Annotated in this window: 14 protein-coding genes; 2 read left to right on the top strand and 12 right to left on the bottom strand. The window is 63.6% G+C overall.

Translation table 11 applies throughout. From position 1 onward, the window contains the following. The first annotated feature begins 179 nt into the window (after window positions 1–179). Window positions 180–767 carry a histone gene (locus tag AvAM_RS25845; protein WP_137745834.1) on the top strand — a complete coding sequence of 196 codons (588 nt, stop codon included), beginning with the start codon at window positions 180–182 and terminating at the stop codon, window positions 765–767. Between the two features lie 163 nt (window positions 768–930). On the opposite strand, the gene AvAM_RS03770 is transcribed toward AvAM_RS25845, so the two are convergent. The 7 genes from AvAM_RS03770 to AvAM_RS03740 all read right to left on the bottom strand — a co-directional run bounded on the left by AvAM_RS03770 (window position 931) and on the right by AvAM_RS03740 (window position 7,840). Next, on the bottom strand, window positions 931–1,827 hold the full coding sequence (locus tag AvAM_RS03770) for a carbohydrate kinase family protein (RefSeq protein WP_137745833.1): 897 nt from the start codon (window positions 1,825–1,827) through the stop codon (window positions 931–933). Between the two features lie 32 nt (window positions 1,828–1,859). After that, window positions 1,860–3,479: a DUF3426 domain-containing protein gene (locus tag AvAM_RS03765; RefSeq protein WP_137745832.1), complete on the bottom strand. Its 1,620-nt coding sequence runs from the start codon at window positions 3,477–3,479 to the stop codon at window positions 1,860–1,862. 220 nt (window positions 3,480–3,699) lie between these two features. Beyond that, the gene (prmA, locus tag AvAM_RS03760; protein ID WP_137745831.1) at window positions 3,700–4,602 is read right to left on the bottom strand and encodes a 50S ribosomal protein L11 methyltransferase; all 903 of its coding nucleotides are present in this window, start codon (window positions 4,600–4,602) and stop codon (window positions 3,700–3,702) included. 75 nt (window positions 4,603–4,677) lie between these two features. Continuing rightward, window positions 4,678–6,027: an acetyl-CoA carboxylase biotin carboxylase subunit gene (gene accC, locus AvAM_RS03755; RefSeq protein WP_137745830.1), complete on the bottom strand. Its 1,350-nt coding sequence runs from the start codon at window positions 6,025–6,027 to the stop codon at window positions 4,678–4,680. 7 nt (window positions 6,028–6,034) lie between these two features. After that, window positions 6,035–6,487 (bottom strand): acetyl-CoA carboxylase biotin carboxyl carrier protein, encoded by a 453-nt coding sequence (accB, locus tag AvAM_RS03750; RefSeq protein ID WP_137745829.1) that lies wholly within the window; start codon window positions 6,485–6,487, stop codon window positions 6,035–6,037. 160 nt (window positions 6,488–6,647) lie between these two features. Then, window positions 6,648–7,244 (bottom strand): TlpA disulfide reductase family protein, encoded by a 597-nt coding sequence (locus tag AvAM_RS03745; RefSeq protein WP_137745828.1) that lies wholly within the window; start codon window positions 7,242–7,244, stop codon window positions 6,648–6,650. Continuing rightward, window positions 7,241–7,840 (bottom strand): hypothetical protein, encoded by a 600-nt coding sequence (locus AvAM_RS03740; RefSeq protein WP_137745827.1) that lies wholly within the window; start codon window positions 7,838–7,840, stop codon window positions 7,241–7,243. Before AvAM_RS03740 ends, AvAM_RS03745 begins: the two co-directional genes overlap by 4 nt. Before the next feature lie 205 nt (window positions 7,841–8,045). Between AvAM_RS03740 and mpl the strand changes: the two genes are divergently transcribed. Next, entirely contained in the window at window positions 8,046–9,467 is a 1,422-nt protein-coding gene (gene mpl, locus AvAM_RS03735; RefSeq protein WP_137745826.1) for a UDP-N-acetylmuramate:L-alanyl-gamma-D-glutamyl-meso-diaminopimelate ligase, read from the top strand. 63 nt (window positions 9,468–9,530) lie between these two features. Here the strand turns inward: mpl and AvAM_RS03730 are convergent, their stop codons facing one another. The 5 genes from AvAM_RS03730 to AvAM_RS03710 all read right to left on the bottom strand — a co-directional run bounded on the left by AvAM_RS03730 (window position 9,531) and on the right by AvAM_RS03710 (window position 13,922). Then, complete coding sequence (locus AvAM_RS03730) at window positions 9,531–9,842, bottom strand: hypothetical protein (protein WP_137745825.1); 312 nt, start codon at window positions 9,840–9,842, stop codon at window positions 9,531–9,533. A 119-nt stretch (window positions 9,843–9,961) separates the two neighbouring features. After that, window positions 9,962–11,083, bottom strand: coding sequence for a 3-deoxy-7-phosphoheptulonate synthase (locus AvAM_RS03725; RefSeq protein WP_137745824.1), 1,122 nt, complete (start codon window positions 11,081–11,083; stop codon window positions 9,962–9,964). A gap of 288 nt (window positions 11,084–11,371) precedes the next feature. Further along, entirely contained in the window at window positions 11,372–11,908 is a 537-nt protein-coding gene (locus tag AvAM_RS03720) for a hypothetical protein (RefSeq protein ID WP_137745823.1), read from the bottom strand. Between the two features lie 105 nt (window positions 11,909–12,013). Next, window positions 12,014–13,498 (bottom strand): metalloprotease TldD, encoded by a 1,485-nt coding sequence (tldD, locus tag AvAM_RS03715; protein WP_137745822.1) that lies wholly within the window; start codon window positions 13,496–13,498, stop codon window positions 12,014–12,016. A gap of 82 nt (window positions 13,499–13,580) precedes the next feature. Beyond that, complete coding sequence (locus AvAM_RS03710) at window positions 13,581–13,922, bottom strand: YegP family protein (RefSeq protein WP_137745821.1); 342 nt, start codon at window positions 13,920–13,922, stop codon at window positions 13,581–13,583. Between the last annotated feature and the right edge of the window lie 75 nt (window positions 13,923–13,997).

The raw sequence follows: 13,997 nt of genomic DNA, 5'->3' as shown, positions 1-13,997 counted from the left end.
GTTCGCATCACACCACCATGGATTTTTACACCACGCTCCTCACAGAAAGCGCCCCAGAGCGCCGCCGTGGAGGGCGTTCCCGTGTTCATGGAGATGGAGTTTTCATCCATCTCCATGGATCGCTTTCTGTCCACAGCAGACAGAGAGTGCTCTTTGCAAATTGACCCAAGGAGAACATGATGGCAACTGCGAAAAAACCGGCCGCTAAGAAGGCAGCCCCCGCGAAAAAAGCTGCAGCGGCAGCAAAACCTGTAGCAGCGAAGAAAGCTGCACCTGCCAAAAAGGCAGCAGCACCGGCAAAGAAAGCCGCTCCCGCCAAGAAGGCCGTAGCAGCGAAAAAGGCCGCGCCTGCCAAGAAGGCAGCAGCACCGGCAAAGAAAGCCGCTCCCGCCAAGAAGGCCGTAGCAGCGAAGAAGGCCGCACCTGCCAAGAAGGCAGCAGCACCGGCAAAGAAAGCCGCTCCCGCCAAGAAGGCCGTAGCAGCGAAGAAGGCCGCACCTACCAAGAAGGCAGCAGCACCGGCAAAGAAAGCCGCTCCCGCCAAAAAGGCTGTAGCAGCAAAGAAGCCAGCAGCGCCCGCCAAGAAGGCCGCTCCTGCCAAAAAGGCAGCCGCGCCCGCCAAGAAGGCCACCGCCAAGGCCCCCGCCAAGAAAGCTGCACCGGCCAAGAAGGCCCCCAAGGCGCCTGCCCCTGCGGCCGCTCCAGCCGCACAAACCACCCTGAATCCTCAGGCGGCTTGGCCGTTCCCTACGGGCAACAAGCCCTGATCCTGGCGTATCACACGCTCAACCCGGTGCCTGTGCACCGGGTTTTTTTATGCCTGCACTGGACTATGGATGGACAAGAGGCCAACGACCAGGAACGAACAGTGGCAGCAGACCCCAAAAGACATACCGAGCCTGAGCAGTCAGCGGCCCATACCAGCATCCATCACTCCACCACAAAGTCCAGCGTGTAGTTCTGGGGTCCACGCTGTGCGATTTTCAGGGCCCCGACACGGTTACCCAACTCAGCACAGCGCGCCAGCGTCCACCCCTTCTCCAGGCCAAAGAGCAGCGCGCCACGCCAGGCATCGCCACACCCCGTAGGGTCCACCACCTGTGCGGGTACCACGGGAGGAACATGGGTCTTCACTCCCTCGACCCACACCTCACAACCTTCCGCCCCCAAAGTCACCACCAGCCCCTTCACCTTGCGCGAGATATCGGCCAAGGTCCAACCCGTGCGTTCGCACAACATCTTGCCCTCGTAGTCGTTGACCGTTACCCAGGATGCCTGCTCAATAAATTGCGCCAATTCTTCCCCGCTGAACATGGGCAGACCCTGTCCTGGATCGAACACAAAAGGAATGCCCGCCGCCACGAACTGCGCAGCATGCTGAAGCATGGCATCGCGCCCATCCGGGGCAACAATCCCCACGCTCGCCCGAGTGTCTGCACCAATGCGGTTCTCATGCGCCTGCATCATGGCGCCCGGATGGAAGGCCGTGATCTGGTTGTTGTCGCGGTCCGTCATGATCATGGCCTGCGCGGTATAGGTATCTTGCACCTGACCCACATGGCGGCAACTGATGCCCAGCGTTTCCAGCCGCTGCAGATAGTCGGCCCCATCGCTGCCCAGCATGGCCATGGGCAAAGGTTCACCACCGAGCAGTTTGAGACTGTAGGCAATGTTGCCCGCGCACCCGCCGAAATCCCGGCGCAGCGAAGGCACCAGGAAAGACACATTCAGAATGTGCAACTGGTCGGGCAGGATCTGTTCAGCAAACCGCCCTTCGAAAGTCATGATGGTGTCGAACGCCAGGGAACCACAAATGAGGGCAGCCATAAAAATGAATCAGTCAGTAGGTTGGTAGAAATTCAGGGGTAAAACGCCAGCAGCCGGTACCCAGCAACACGCGCGCCACCGGTGGTCACGATCACAGATACCGATGTGCTCCACTCGCCGCGTGCGGGTAGCTCGGCCGGAGCGGCCATGTCCGCCGGCAGCAGCACCCGGCGCAACACGGGCTGGTCCTGCGCATCGGTCAAGGTCAACTCCACGGCCGGCATGGCCAACGGGATATCAGCTTTGCTTTTCATCGCCAGTGCCAACTGGTAGCTGTCTCCCCGGGCCTTGTTGAAAGAAGAACTGTCGATCACCACATCGGCAATCTGGCGCTGCGGGGCAATCTCACACCGCAAGGGCTCGCACAACTGGAGCAGCCACGGTCTCGCACGTGCATCCATGGCAGCAATGCGGTCACGCTCCTGGATGGCAACCTGCAGCACCAACCCCATCACCAAGACCAGCAACACAAGCACCAGCGCCGCTCGCACCGCAGGCTTGCGCCAGAAAGCCTTGCGCCGGGCGGCGACCACAAAGCTGACCTCTGGCTCTGCATCATGCCCCTCGCCATCTTCCTTTTCTTCCGCTTGGCTGGGCAGAGGCTTGCGCACGCGGGCCTGCAACACAGCGGCCGGGGAATCATCTGCCACCAGCTCCAAGGTGGTGGGCGCCTCTTCCTCCACAGGCAGCTGCACAAAGTCCACCGAGGGCAGAGGTTGCGGTGCCAACTCAGGAGGCACAGGCACTGCCGACGAGGCATCGGGCACAGCATCGCGCAAGTCTGCAGGAGGTTCGGCGGGTGCCTGTTCGGGTTTCTGCGATAGAGAATCTTCACCCTCACGGGCCGGGATCTTGACGCTCTCCGCCATAACGCTGTCTTCCCCGCGCTCATAAGGAACCACCTGACCCACAGGCCAGATGGAATCATGCGGATCAGCGGCCGGAAGCTCGTATCCCCCGTGTGGAACGTCGGCAACCTTGGGCGCATCGACGCCCGGCACCAGCACAGACGGCCCACCATCTTCGGCAGCGGCATTCAGCATCGGCTTGGCCGCAGCATCCTCCGCAAGCGGAACCTCCGACATTGGCGGCACCCAAGGCGCAATGGTGGGAGTGAGCACCTTTTCCGGCAAGGGCACCGAGTTAGACCGCCACGCAAATGGCGCGGTGGGCGCTAGGCCCAAGGCGTTTTCCTCGGGCACCTCTGCCCCTACAGCCAAGAATGCGGGCACGGTGGGCGCCGGAATGTCCAGCACAGGCATCGTCGGCGCCAGAGGTGCAGCAGCCACAGACGGCGTGGTAACGGCATGACGCCTGCCGTCGTCGGCACGCGCAATGAAGCGCGCCTCGTCATCGACCGCTGGAGCCTCCCGGACACCCCCACCTAACGCGGGAGGAACCGGCGGGGCCGAACCGCCTCCCCAGGCGCGTCCTGCATCGGCTTTGCGAACCGCAGAGGCTGGAGCTGGCCGCACGTCCGTGAGCGACACGTCCGGCAAAAGTGCGGGCGGCGCCACAGGCAACAAATGCGCCGAGGCGTCAAACACCTCCTTGCATTGCCCACACCGCACCCACCCCTCCGAGATGCGCAATTGGTCCGCCACGACCTTGAAAGAGGTGGCGCAGGACGGGCAGCGAGTGATCTGGCTCATCAGCGGTGGATTGTAGGGGCCGCGTTATCGCTATGGCCCAGGCATAACACGCGCAGGCTCAGCAGGCGCGAATGAGTCCGGCGAGCCCGAGCAGGCCGCCAAACCGTGCCCGATCCAGGGGCAAAGCACAGCCATAGCGCGGGCTATGGCGAGCATTGGCAACAGCGGACGGGTGTGTTTTGGCGGGATGAGCGGGCATGGCGGGTTCCTCCACACCGTCTCAGCGCTGGGCGGTCATCAGGATCCAGCCCTCTTCGGTATCTGCCACTTCCAGCCGAACCCATGGCGCATAGGCTTCCTTGAGTTCGTCTGCCTGGCGCTCCAGAATGCCTGCGAGCACCAGGTGCCCACCCGGCGCCACATGGGCACACAACAAGGGCGCCAACACCCTCAAGGGGGTAGCAAGGATGTTGGCCAACACCGTCTGGTATTCGCCCCGCGCCTTGTCGGGCAGGCCTGTGTTCAGCTGCACGCCGTTGGCCTGCGCGTTCTGGGCGGCGGACTCCACGGCAGCGGGGTCGATGTCCACCGCATCAATGTCCGTAGCGCCGAACTTGGCCGCACCAATGGCCAGAATGCCGGAGCCGCAGCCATAGTCCAGCACCCGGCCAAGTGGGTTGCCCGCCCCCGGCTGCACTGCCCCATTGCGCGCAATCCAGCGCAGGCACATGCGTGTGGTGGGGTGGGTGCCGGTACCAAATGCCAGACCCGGGTCCAGGCGGATGCTGCGCACGGCCTGCGCGGGCAGCTCGTGCCAGGTGGGAACGATCCAGAAATCCGGCGTGATGTCCACCGGGGCAAACTGCGACTGTGTGAGCCGCACCCAGTCCTGCTCGGCGACCTGCGCCACACCCAGCACCTGGCAACCCACAAAGAAGTCCTGGACCACCAGCAGCTGCTGCGCTTCGCGCGCCGCCACCTCGGACGGGAACAGCGCCACCACACGGCTGCGCTGCCAGCCGTCCTTGGGTGGAGGCATGCCCGGCTCACCAAACAGCGCCTGCTCGGCATCTGTCTGGGCGTCGGCATCTTCTACCGACACGCTCAGCGCATCGAGCGCATCCAGCGCGTCGCTGACCGGCTCGATACAGTCCTCGGGGCACATCAGACTCAGCTCAAACATGGAACGCCTCTCAGAAAAATGAAATGCTGACCCCTGTTGCCAAGGGCCAGCATGTGAAACTGCCAGGTGCCGTCTTCAGCGCTTGTGCTGCGACAGCCACTCTTCCAGGTAGTGGATGTTGGTGCCGCCCGCCATGAACTTGGCATCCACCATCAATTCGCGGTGCAGCGGCACGTTGGTGTTGATGCCTTCAATCACGGTCTCGGACAACGCCGTGCGCATGCGGGCCAGGGCCTGCTCGCGCGTGTCGCCGTGGACAATGATCTTGCCAATCATCGAGTCATAGTTGGGCGGCACGAAGTAGTTCGAGTACGCATGCGAATCAACACGCACACCAGGGCCGCCTGGTGGGTGCCAGGTCGTGATGCGCCCAGGCGATGGGATGAACTTGTACGGGTCTTCCGCGTTCACGCGGCATTCGATCGCATGACCGCGGATCTCGATCTGGCGCTGGGTGAAGGGCAGCTTCTCGCCAGCCGCCACCATGATCTGCGTCTTCACAATGTCCACGCCCGTGATCCATTCGGTCACCGGGTGCTCCACCTGCACGCGGGTGTTCATCTCGATGAAGTAGAACTCGCCGTTTTCGTACAGGAACTCGAACGTGCCTGCACCGCGGTAGCCGATCTTCTTGCAGGCAGCGACGCAGCGCTCGCCGATCTTCTCGATCAGCTTGCGCGGGATGCCGGGAGCCGGCGCCTCTTCGATCACTTTCTGGTGGCGGCGCTGCATGGAGCAGTCGCGCTCGCCCAGGTACACCGCGTTGCGGTGCTTGTCGGCCAGGATCTGGATCTCGATGTGGCGGGGGTTCTGGAGGAACTTCTCCATGTACACCGCAGGATTGCCAAACGCAGCGCCCGCTTCGGCCTTGGTCATCTGCACGGCATTAACCAAGGCAGCCTCGGTGTGCACCACGCGCATGCCACGGCCACCGCCGCCGCCTGCGGCCTTGATGATGACCGGGTAGCCAATGGCCTTGGCGATGCGGCGGATCTGCACCGGGTCATCGGGCAACTCGCCCTCGGAGCCCGGCACACAGGGAACGCCCGCGCGGATCATCGCCTGCTTGGCCGACACCTTGTCACCCATCGTGCGGATGTTGTCAGGCGTGGGGCCGATGAACTGGAAACCGCTCTTTTCCACGCGCTCGGCGAAGTCGGCGTTCTCGGACAGGAAACCGTAGCCGGGATGGATGGCTTCGGCATCGGTCACTTCCGCCGCCGAAATGATGGCCGGCATGTTGAGGTAGGACAGCGGCGAGGGAGCGGGGCCGATACAGACGGCCTCTTCGGCCAGCTTGACGTACTTGGCGTCGCGGTCGGCCTCGGAGTAGACCATCACGGCCTTGATCCCAAGTTCGCTGCAGGCGCGCTGAATGCGAAGGGCAATCTCCCCTCGGTTTGCGACCAGGATTTTCTTGAACATGCGCGCCTTATTCGATGACGAACAAAGGTTGTCCGTATTCCACGGCCTGGCCGTTTTCACCCAGGATGCGAGTGACCGTGCCCGACTTGTCGGCCTCGATCTCGTTGAGGATCTTCATAGCCTCGATGATGCAGATGGTCTCGCCTTCCTTGACCTGACTGCCCACTTCCACAAAAGGCTTGGCGCCCGGGCTGGACGAGCGGTAGAAGGTGCCGACCATGGGCGATTTGACGATGTGGCCTGCGGGGGCTGCCGGCGGGGCTGGCAGCTCCGCCACCGGGGCAGCGGCTGCAGGTGCAGGGGCCACAGGCGCCTGCATGGGGGCGGGGACATACTGCTGAACCACGGCGCCACCGCTCTTGACGATGCGGACTTTGCCCTCGGCCTCCGTGATTTCGAGTTCGGACACATTCGACTCGGACACGAGATCGATGAGGGTTTTGAGTTTTCGCAGATCCATGGAAGCTCCAACGGCTATAAAACTGAATAGGGCGCGAATTTACTCCAATTTCCCCCTATCGCAGTCTTCCACATGCATTTTCCATGAACTTCATCATGGAAATAGTCGGCCCGCCCTTCAGGAATAGGCGCCTACAGAGAAGGCGCAGAGGCCAAGTGCCTCAACGCAAGGACGCCCACAGCTGCAAATCATCGGGGGTCACCTGCCCCATTTTACGATGCAGCACCCGCCCCGCCCCGCCCAGCACCACGGTGAAAGGCAAGCCACCAGTCAGGTTGCCCAGCGAGCGCCCCAGGTCTGTCCCGCCCAATCCCGCCAGCCCCACGGGGAACTCCAGAGGAATGCGGGCCAGGAATTTGCGCACAGCCGAAGGCTGGTCAATGGCCAAACCCAGAACTTGCCAACCTTTGGCGGCATGTTCACGATAGAAGGCGTTGAGCATCGGCAACTCCTCCACACAGGGAGGACACCAGGTGGCCCAGAAGTTGAGCAGCAGTGGCTTGCCAGAGAAAGACTTCAGCGCAACCACGCCGCCCTCCGGCTTCTCAAACTCCATGCCCCACAGCGCCTGCTCCGCCCCCGCCTCCATGGCATGAGGCTGAAACTTCCACCATGCCAGGCCCGCCCCCCCCACGGCCGCAGCCCCGGCCACACCGGCATACAGCAGGCGGCGGCGCCCAGGCGACGGAGCTTGCGGCACAGCAGTCGTGGACTCAGGCAGAGGTTCAGGCAGGTCGGCAGGGGTCTTTTCTGTCATGGAGTGCTGGTTTCCTGGAGCAGGCGGCGCACAGCCGTCATGTCGCCGCGCGGGGTGCGGCCTTTGGCATCGGGCTTCAAGGCCCCTCGCAGATCATCGAGGTCATAAATCAGCAGATGCACCCCGATCATCTCATTGAGCTCCGGCGACTTGCTGCCCAGACTCAGGGCCTCGACCGATTCACCATGAAAACCCGTCACCGTGCGGGGTTCATAGTCCACATGGTGGTCGATCAGCGCTATCTCGGCAGATTTGGGGTCATCGCAGAACAACTGCAAATAAATATCCGACAAGCGCGTGGCAGTGCCGTGCCAGACAGCCCCCGCCAGATGCGGACGAAACGCCGCCATCCGCTCCATCCAGACCAGTGCCAGCTGGCGCAGCGCCCGCAACTCGCGCGGCTGCGTGTCGGCGCAGAAGAGCTCGATGTACTCCCGCACCGCCATTTCCACCAGATCGTTGTCGGGCAACGGGGTACGGGCAGGCAGCCCCATCTGGCGCAGGGCCCGGCGCTTGGCAGGCCCCCATTCAAGACCTTCCTCGACCACCAGGCGCGCCGTGGTGTGGGCGATTTCTTCACTCAAAGGTGTGTGCATGAAAGTGGAAGACAGCGGAGGAGCCCGCATTGTGCGCGCGATCCATGACGGGCCGCTCCGCCCCCTGCACAAGGCCCACGAACACCCCGGAAGCGAAATACCCAATTGCTATATTTTTTATAGCTTTTAGGGCATGCCTAGCGCGCGCAGAAAGGCATTTTTACCAATATTTCTCAGTATCGCGGCGGCTTTAGAATCAGCGCCCATGCACATACACATACTAGGCATCTGCGGCACGTTCATGGGAGGCCTTGCTGCGCTGGCCCGCGAGGCAGGCCACAAGGTGACCGGTTGCGACGCGGGCGTCTACCCGCCCATGAGCGACCAGTTGCGGGCGCTGGGCATCGACCTGATCGAGGGGTTCGGCGCCGACCAGATGGCGTTGCGACCCGATATTTTCGTGATCGGCAACGTGGTCAGCCGCGCAAGGCTGCCCGACGGCACGCCCAAGTTCCCCCTCATGGAGGCCATTCTGGACGCAGGTCTGCCCTACACCAGCGGCCCACAGTGGCTGGCCGAACATGTGCTGCAGGGACGCCACGTCATGGCCGTGGCTGGCACCCATGGCAAGACCACCACCACGTCGATGCTGGCATGGATTCTGGAGAGCGCGGGCCAGCAGCCCGGTTTCCTGATTGGCGGCGTACCGCTGAATTTCGGCCTGTCGGCCCGATTGGGTGCCGCCCGACGCCCCACGCCCGCCGCCACAGCTCTGGGCTCGGCCCCCTTGTTCGTGATCGAGGCAGACGAATACGACACCGCTTTCTTCGACAAGCGCAGCAAGTTCGTGCACTACCGGCCCCGCACCGCCGTGCTCAACAACCTCGAGTTCGATCACGCAGACATCTTTGACGACCTGGCCGACATCGAACGCCAGTTTCACCACCTCGTGCGCACCGTGCCGCCTTCAGGCAGTGTGGTTGCCAACGGGCTGGAGGAGAGCCTCGCCCGGGTGCTGCACGCCGGGTGCTGGAGCGAAGTCACCAGCTTCGGCGCAGCGGTGAACGATTTCTATGGCGTGGGCGACCCCCAGGCGTTTGATGTGATGCACCAGGGCCGCCGGGTGGCCCGCGTGGAATGGACACTCACCGGCGTGCACAACCAGCTCAACGCCCTGGCCGCCATCGCGGCTGCCCACCATGTCGGCGTGCCCCCCGAGCAGGCAGCCAATGCCCTCGCCACCTTCCAGAACGTCAAACGGCGCATGGAACTGCGTGGCACCGTGGGCGGCGTGGCCGTGTACGACGACTTTGCGCACCATCCCACCGCATTGCGCACCACCCTGGACGGGCTGCGCCGCAGTCTTGGCGCCAAGGCGCGGATCCTGGCCGTGTTCGAGCCCCGCAGCAACACCATGAAGCTGGGCGCCATGAAAAGCCAGCTGCCCTGGGCCCTGGAGCCCGCCGACCTGGCGTTCTGCCACACAGCGGGGCTGGACTGGGATGCCGCACAGGCTTTGGCCCCCCTGGGCGTGGGCCCGGGCCAGCGTGCCCAAACCGCCGCAGACATCGACACCCTGGTGGCCCAGGTGATGCAGTCAGCCCGGCCGGGGGATCATGTGGTGTGCATGAGCAACGGCGGATTTGGAGGCATCCACGCCAAATTGCTGCAGGCGCTCCCAAAGTAGCCGCAGCTACCGCCCATCCACACCTTCAGAGCACAACAGCCCAGGCGGCCTGCAACGGCAAAATCAAAATGTCACGGCCATGCCCGGCACATCCACGCGCACGATGGGTCTGGCGAGCGCGGCGCTGGCGGCGCGTGCAAAGTTGCGCGACCAGTCAGGGTCTTGCATCAGCGGCGCCCCGGCGGCACGTGCCACGGTAAGCACCTTGTCGGCCAACAGCACCTTGCCGCTCGCGCGCAGGGGCTCGCAGTCCAGCGAAATGAACTGCTCATCCAGCCAGCGTCGCCCGGCCTCATGCCCCATGGGCTCGGCGCCCGCGAGGTCAAAACGGAATTCTTGATTCCCGGTCAGCTTGACCGACACTTCGCTGTGCATGGTGGTTTGCCTTTCTTCTGAAATCCACAGGCCCATTCAGAAGGCCTGCTGAAGCCCGGACTGCGCGGGAATGCGCAGCCTCACGGGCCTCAGTTTAGGGCCAGTTGCGGCGCCGGAACTCAGCGAGCGCGGCGGGCTTTCACAGCATCGGACAGCTCGGCCAGGGCCTGCAGCGAATCGTCCCAGCCCAGGCAGGCGTCGGTGATGCTCTTGCCATACTCCAGCGCACCCGGCTGATCCTTGCCCGGAGTGAACTTCTGCGCGCCCGCCGTGAGATGGCTTTCGATCATCAGGCCAAACACGCTGCGCGAGCCACCGGCCAATTGCGCCGCCACGTCACGCGCCACCTCAAGCTGTTTTTCGTGCTGTTTGCTGCTGTTGGCGTGGCTGCAGTCCACCATCAACGTGGCGGGCAGCTTGGCGGCTTCGAGGTCCTTGCAGGCTGCGGCCACACTGGCGGCGTCGTAGTTGGGCGTCTTGCCGCCGCGCAGGATCACGTGGCAGTCTTTGTTGCCCTTGGTGTTCACGATGGCGACCTGGCCATTCTTGTGCACCGACAGGAAGTGGTGGCCCCGGCTGGCCGACTGGATGGCGTCGGTGGCGATGCGGATGTTGCCGTCCGTGCCATTCTTGAAACCGATCGGCGCCGAGATGCCGGAGGCCAGCTCGCGGTGCACCTGGCTTTCGGTAGTGCGGGCACCAATCGCGCCCCAGCTGATGAGGTCACCGATGTATTGGGGCGAGATCACGTCGAGGAACTCGCTGCCGGCGGGCATGCCCAGGCGGTTGATCTCGATGAGCAGCTGGCGCGCAATGCGCAGACCTTCGTCGATGCGGTAGCTCTCGTCCAGATAGGGGTCGTTGATCAGGCCCTTCCAGCCCACCGTGGTGCGTGGCTTCTCGAAGTACACACGCATCACGATTTCCAGCGTATCGGCGTACTGCGTGCGCACGGCCATCAGGCGGCGGGCGTAGTCCACGGCGGCAGCGGGATCGTGAATGGAACAGGGACCGATGATGACCAGCAGGCGGTCATCCTTGCCAGCCATGATGTTGTGGATGTTCTTGCGGGTCTGGGTGATCAGCGTCTCCACCGGCGTACCGCCGATGGGGAAAAAGCGGATCAGATGTTCGGGAGGAGGCAACACGGTGATGTCCTTGATACGTTCGTCGTCGGTCTGGCTGGTTTTTTCGACGCTGCGGTACCAGGCATCGCTGGCGGGGGTGTTGGAGACCGTCATGGTTGCTTCCTCGTGGAGTGAAAGTTGTGGTGAATGAAGAAAAACGGGAGGGCAGAAAAACAAAAACCGCCGGGCTTTGCAGCGTCGGCGGTTGGTATGGGGAGGTTGTGTGTGCTTGCGCGTTTTCCTCTCATCCGCCGGGGACCGAGATAAAAAACCAAAAATAAAACGCGCTGCGAACTTGCATGGCAGCCAATGTAGCACAGGTGTGCGGCAGTGCAGCAACCCTAGACTGTTGCGATTGCACGACAAACAGCGCCAATTCGGGCCCGAGGCTCAAGACCTGGTTCAGCGCCAAAGGCCGTTCAGCCAGACGCGCGCACGCTGCAGCGCTGACAACTTGCGCGGCGGTGCATCCTGCAGGTCGCTTGGGGGATCGCTCTGGTGTTCGTACATATCGACCAGCAGGAGCGCTTCTCCCAGCGTGCGCCAGGCCAGGAGTTCAAAGTGATCAAAACTCGCGCTCTCGCGGGTGCTGCGGCGTTCCAGCATCTGTTGCCAGTCGGCAATGGCGTTGCGCAAGTCCCGCAATGCGCGCTGGTAAGCGCCAAATTCATACAGCGCATGCCAGGCAGACCCCAGACCGGTCAGAAACAGCTGGTGCTCGCGCGCACAGTGCGACAAGGTGACAACACGCCGCGTGATCTCCGCCGTGTCGGTGCTGGTGCGGCGCGCGCGGACCGCCTCGTCGATCTGCATGGACAACGCCCCCAGGCTGTCACGCAGCTGGCGTGAGTCCTCGTCGGCCACGCCCTCCCGCAGAAAACGGCTGATGTCCCCAAACGACTGGAGTGTCAGCAGTTGGCTGGGACGCGTGGCAGGCATGGTGATTGCATTTTGCGCTGCCTGCGGGCCGGCGCAGCGCTGGGCATGCACAGCAGGGCAAGGATGGTGGGAGCGCGCAACACATGGGCGCCCTCAGGGCCAGAATCAGGCAGTCCCACCCACCGTCAACCCCTCGATGCGCAGCGTGGGCTGGCCCACGCCCACGGGCACGCTCTGGCCTTCCTTGCCACAGGTGCCCACGCCGCTGTCCAGGCGCATGTCGTTGCCGATCATGGTGACCTTCTTGAGCGACTCGGGGCCACTTCCGACGATGGTGGCGCCCTTGACGGGGTACTGGATCTTGCCGTTTTCGACCCAGTAGGCCTCGCTGGCCGAGAACACGAACTTGCCCGAGGTAATGTCTACTTGGCCACCTCCGAAGTTGCTGGCGTACAGGCCCTTCTTGATGCTGGCGATGATTTCCTGCGGGTCCTTGTCGCCGCCCAGCATGTAGGTGTTGGTCATGCGTGGCATGGGGATGTGGGCGTAGCTCTCGCGACGGCCGTTGCCGGTGGGCGCCACGCCCATCAGGCGCGCGTTGAGGCTGTCCTGGATGTAGCCTTTCAGGATGCCGTCCTCGATCAGCACGTTGCGCTGGGTCGCATGGCCCTCGTCGTCCACGTTGAGCGAGCCCCGGCGGTCGGCAATGGTGCCGTCGTCCAGCACGGTCACGCCCTTGGCTGCAACCCGCTGGCCAATGCGGCCGCTGAAGGCGCTGGAGCCTTTGCGGTTGAAATCGCCTTCCAGGCCATGACCCACTGCTTCGTGCAGCAGGATGCCGGGCCAGCCCGAACCCAGCACCACCGTCATCTCACCCGCCGGTGCAGGGCGCGATTCGAGGTTGACCAGGGCCGCGTTCACAGCCTCGTCCACGTACTTGCCCATTTGCTCGTCGTCGAAATACGCGAGGCCAAAACGCCCGCCACCACCGGCCGAGCCCATTTCGCGGCGGCCGTTCTGCTCGGCGATCACCGTGACCGACAGGCGCACCAGCGGGCGCACATCGGCGGCCAAGGTGCCATCGGCACGCGCCACCAGCACCACGTCATATTCGCTGGCCAGCCCCGCCATGACCTGGGCCACGCGCGGGTCCTTGGCGCGGGCGCGCTGTTCCAGCCGCTCCAGCAGCGCGACCTTGGCCGTGCTGTCGAGGGAAGCGATCGGGTCCACACCCGGGTACAGGCTGCGGCTCGACGCTATTTTTTTAGGAGCAATCTTTTCTTTACCAGCGCGCGCAGAGGCCGAAATAGACCGCACAGTGCGGGCCGCATCCAGCAGCGATGCCTCTGAGATGTCGTCGGAGTACGCAAAGGCCGTCTTCTCGCCGCTCACGGCACGCACACCCACGCCCTGGTCGATGCTGAAGGAGCCCGTCTTGACAATGCCCTCCTCCAGGCTCCAGCCCTCACTGCGCGTGTACTGGAAGTACAGGTCGGCATCGTCCACCTGGTGGGCACGGATCTCGGACAAGGCACGGGCCAGGTGGCTTTCGTCGAGGCCGAAGGGAGTCAGCAGCAGTTCACGGGCAACATCGATGCGCTGGCTGGTCGCCGCGCGCTGGGGGGCGGCAGTGGGGGTGCGGAAAGTCATCGGGGCATTTTAGGCGCCCGGCCATGCCCGTAGGGGCGCAGGGGCACGGGCGGCAGCGGGAGCCCCTGGGGGCTCCCTCCCGTCAGTCCGCCGCAGTCAGGTCGCTGGTTGGCGCGCCAGGTGCGTTCTGCTGGACGGACTCGATGCCCGCATCGCGCGCCTTTTCGCCGGAGTACATCTGGCTTTGGCCGATCACCTGGCCGTTGGCCGCCTTGAGCGTGAAGTAGGGGGAGCCGTCCTTCGCACAGAGCCGTCCATACCGGCCATCGTTGGGCGCATTCTTCTTGACGGACTCGATACCGTTGAGCGCGCTGGCCTTGGAGTCGTACATCTCGCTGGTCAGGATGACCTGCCCGTTGCCCGCCAGAAGGTTGAACACAAACTTGTCGTTCTTGGACTTCTTCAGCTCGAACTTCGACGCCATGGGAGTACCTCCAGAGGTTGCCAAAACACGGTTGGCAGCCGCTTTGTAACCGGAAGGCATGGCGCACGCAACGCC

Origin of the sequence: Acidovorax sp. NB1, assembly GCF_005405905.1 — a bacterium.
In the GTDB taxonomy this organism is placed as follows: domain Bacteria; phylum Pseudomonadota; class Gammaproteobacteria; order Burkholderiales; family Burkholderiaceae_C; genus Acidovorax.
This window is presented reverse-complemented; position numbering and strand designations above follow the sequence as displayed.

Excerpts from the sequence above, each read along its gene's own strand:
- AvAM_RS25845 (WP_137745834.1), top strand. The coding sequence starts at position 180 with ATGGCAACTGCGAAAAAACCGGCCGCTAAGAAGGCAGCCCCCGCGAAA.
- AvAM_RS03770 (WP_137745833.1), bottom strand. The coding sequence starts at position 1,827 with ATGGCTGCCCTCATTTGTGGTTCCCTGGCGTTCGACACCATCATGACT.
- AvAM_RS03765 (WP_137745832.1), bottom strand. The coding sequence starts at position 3,479 with ATGAGCCAGATCACTCGCTGCCCGTCCTGCGCCACCTCTTTCAAGGTC.
- prmA (WP_137745831.1), bottom strand. The coding sequence starts at position 4,602 with ATGTTTGAGCTGAGTCTGATGTGCCCCGAGGACTGTATCGAGCCGGTC.
- accC (WP_137745830.1), bottom strand. The coding sequence starts at position 6,027 with ATGTTCAAGAAAATCCTGGTCGCAAACCGAGGGGAGATTGCCCTTCGC.
- accB (WP_137745829.1), bottom strand. The coding sequence starts at position 6,487 with ATGGATCTGCGAAAACTCAAAACCCTCATCGATCTCGTGTCCGAGTCG.
- AvAM_RS03745 (WP_137745828.1), bottom strand. The coding sequence starts at position 7,244 with ATGACAGAAAAGACCCCTGCCGACCTGCCTGAACCTCTGCCTGAGTCC.
- AvAM_RS03740 (WP_137745827.1), bottom strand. The coding sequence starts at position 7,840 with ATGCACACACCTTTGAGTGAAGAAATCGCCCACACCACGGCGCGCCTG.
- mpl (WP_137745826.1), top strand. The coding sequence starts at position 8,046 with ATGCACATACACATACTAGGCATCTGCGGCACGTTCATGGGAGGCCTT.
- AvAM_RS03730 (WP_137745825.1), bottom strand. The coding sequence starts at position 9,842 with ATGCACAGCGAAGTGTCGGTCAAGCTGACCGGGAATCAAGAATTCCGT.
- AvAM_RS03725 (WP_137745824.1), bottom strand. The coding sequence starts at position 11,083 with ATGACGGTCTCCAACACCCCCGCCAGCGATGCCTGGTACCGCAGCGTC.
- AvAM_RS03720 (WP_137745823.1), bottom strand. The coding sequence starts at position 11,908 with ATGCCTGCCACGCGTCCCAGCCAACTGCTGACACTCCAGTCGTTTGGG.
- tldD (WP_137745822.1), bottom strand. The coding sequence starts at position 13,498 with ATGACTTTCCGCACCCCCACTGCCGCCCCCCAGCGCGCGGCGACCAGC.
- AvAM_RS03710 (WP_137745821.1), bottom strand. The coding sequence starts at position 13,922 with ATGGCGTCGAAGTTCGAGCTGAAGAAGTCCAAGAACGACAAGTTTGTG.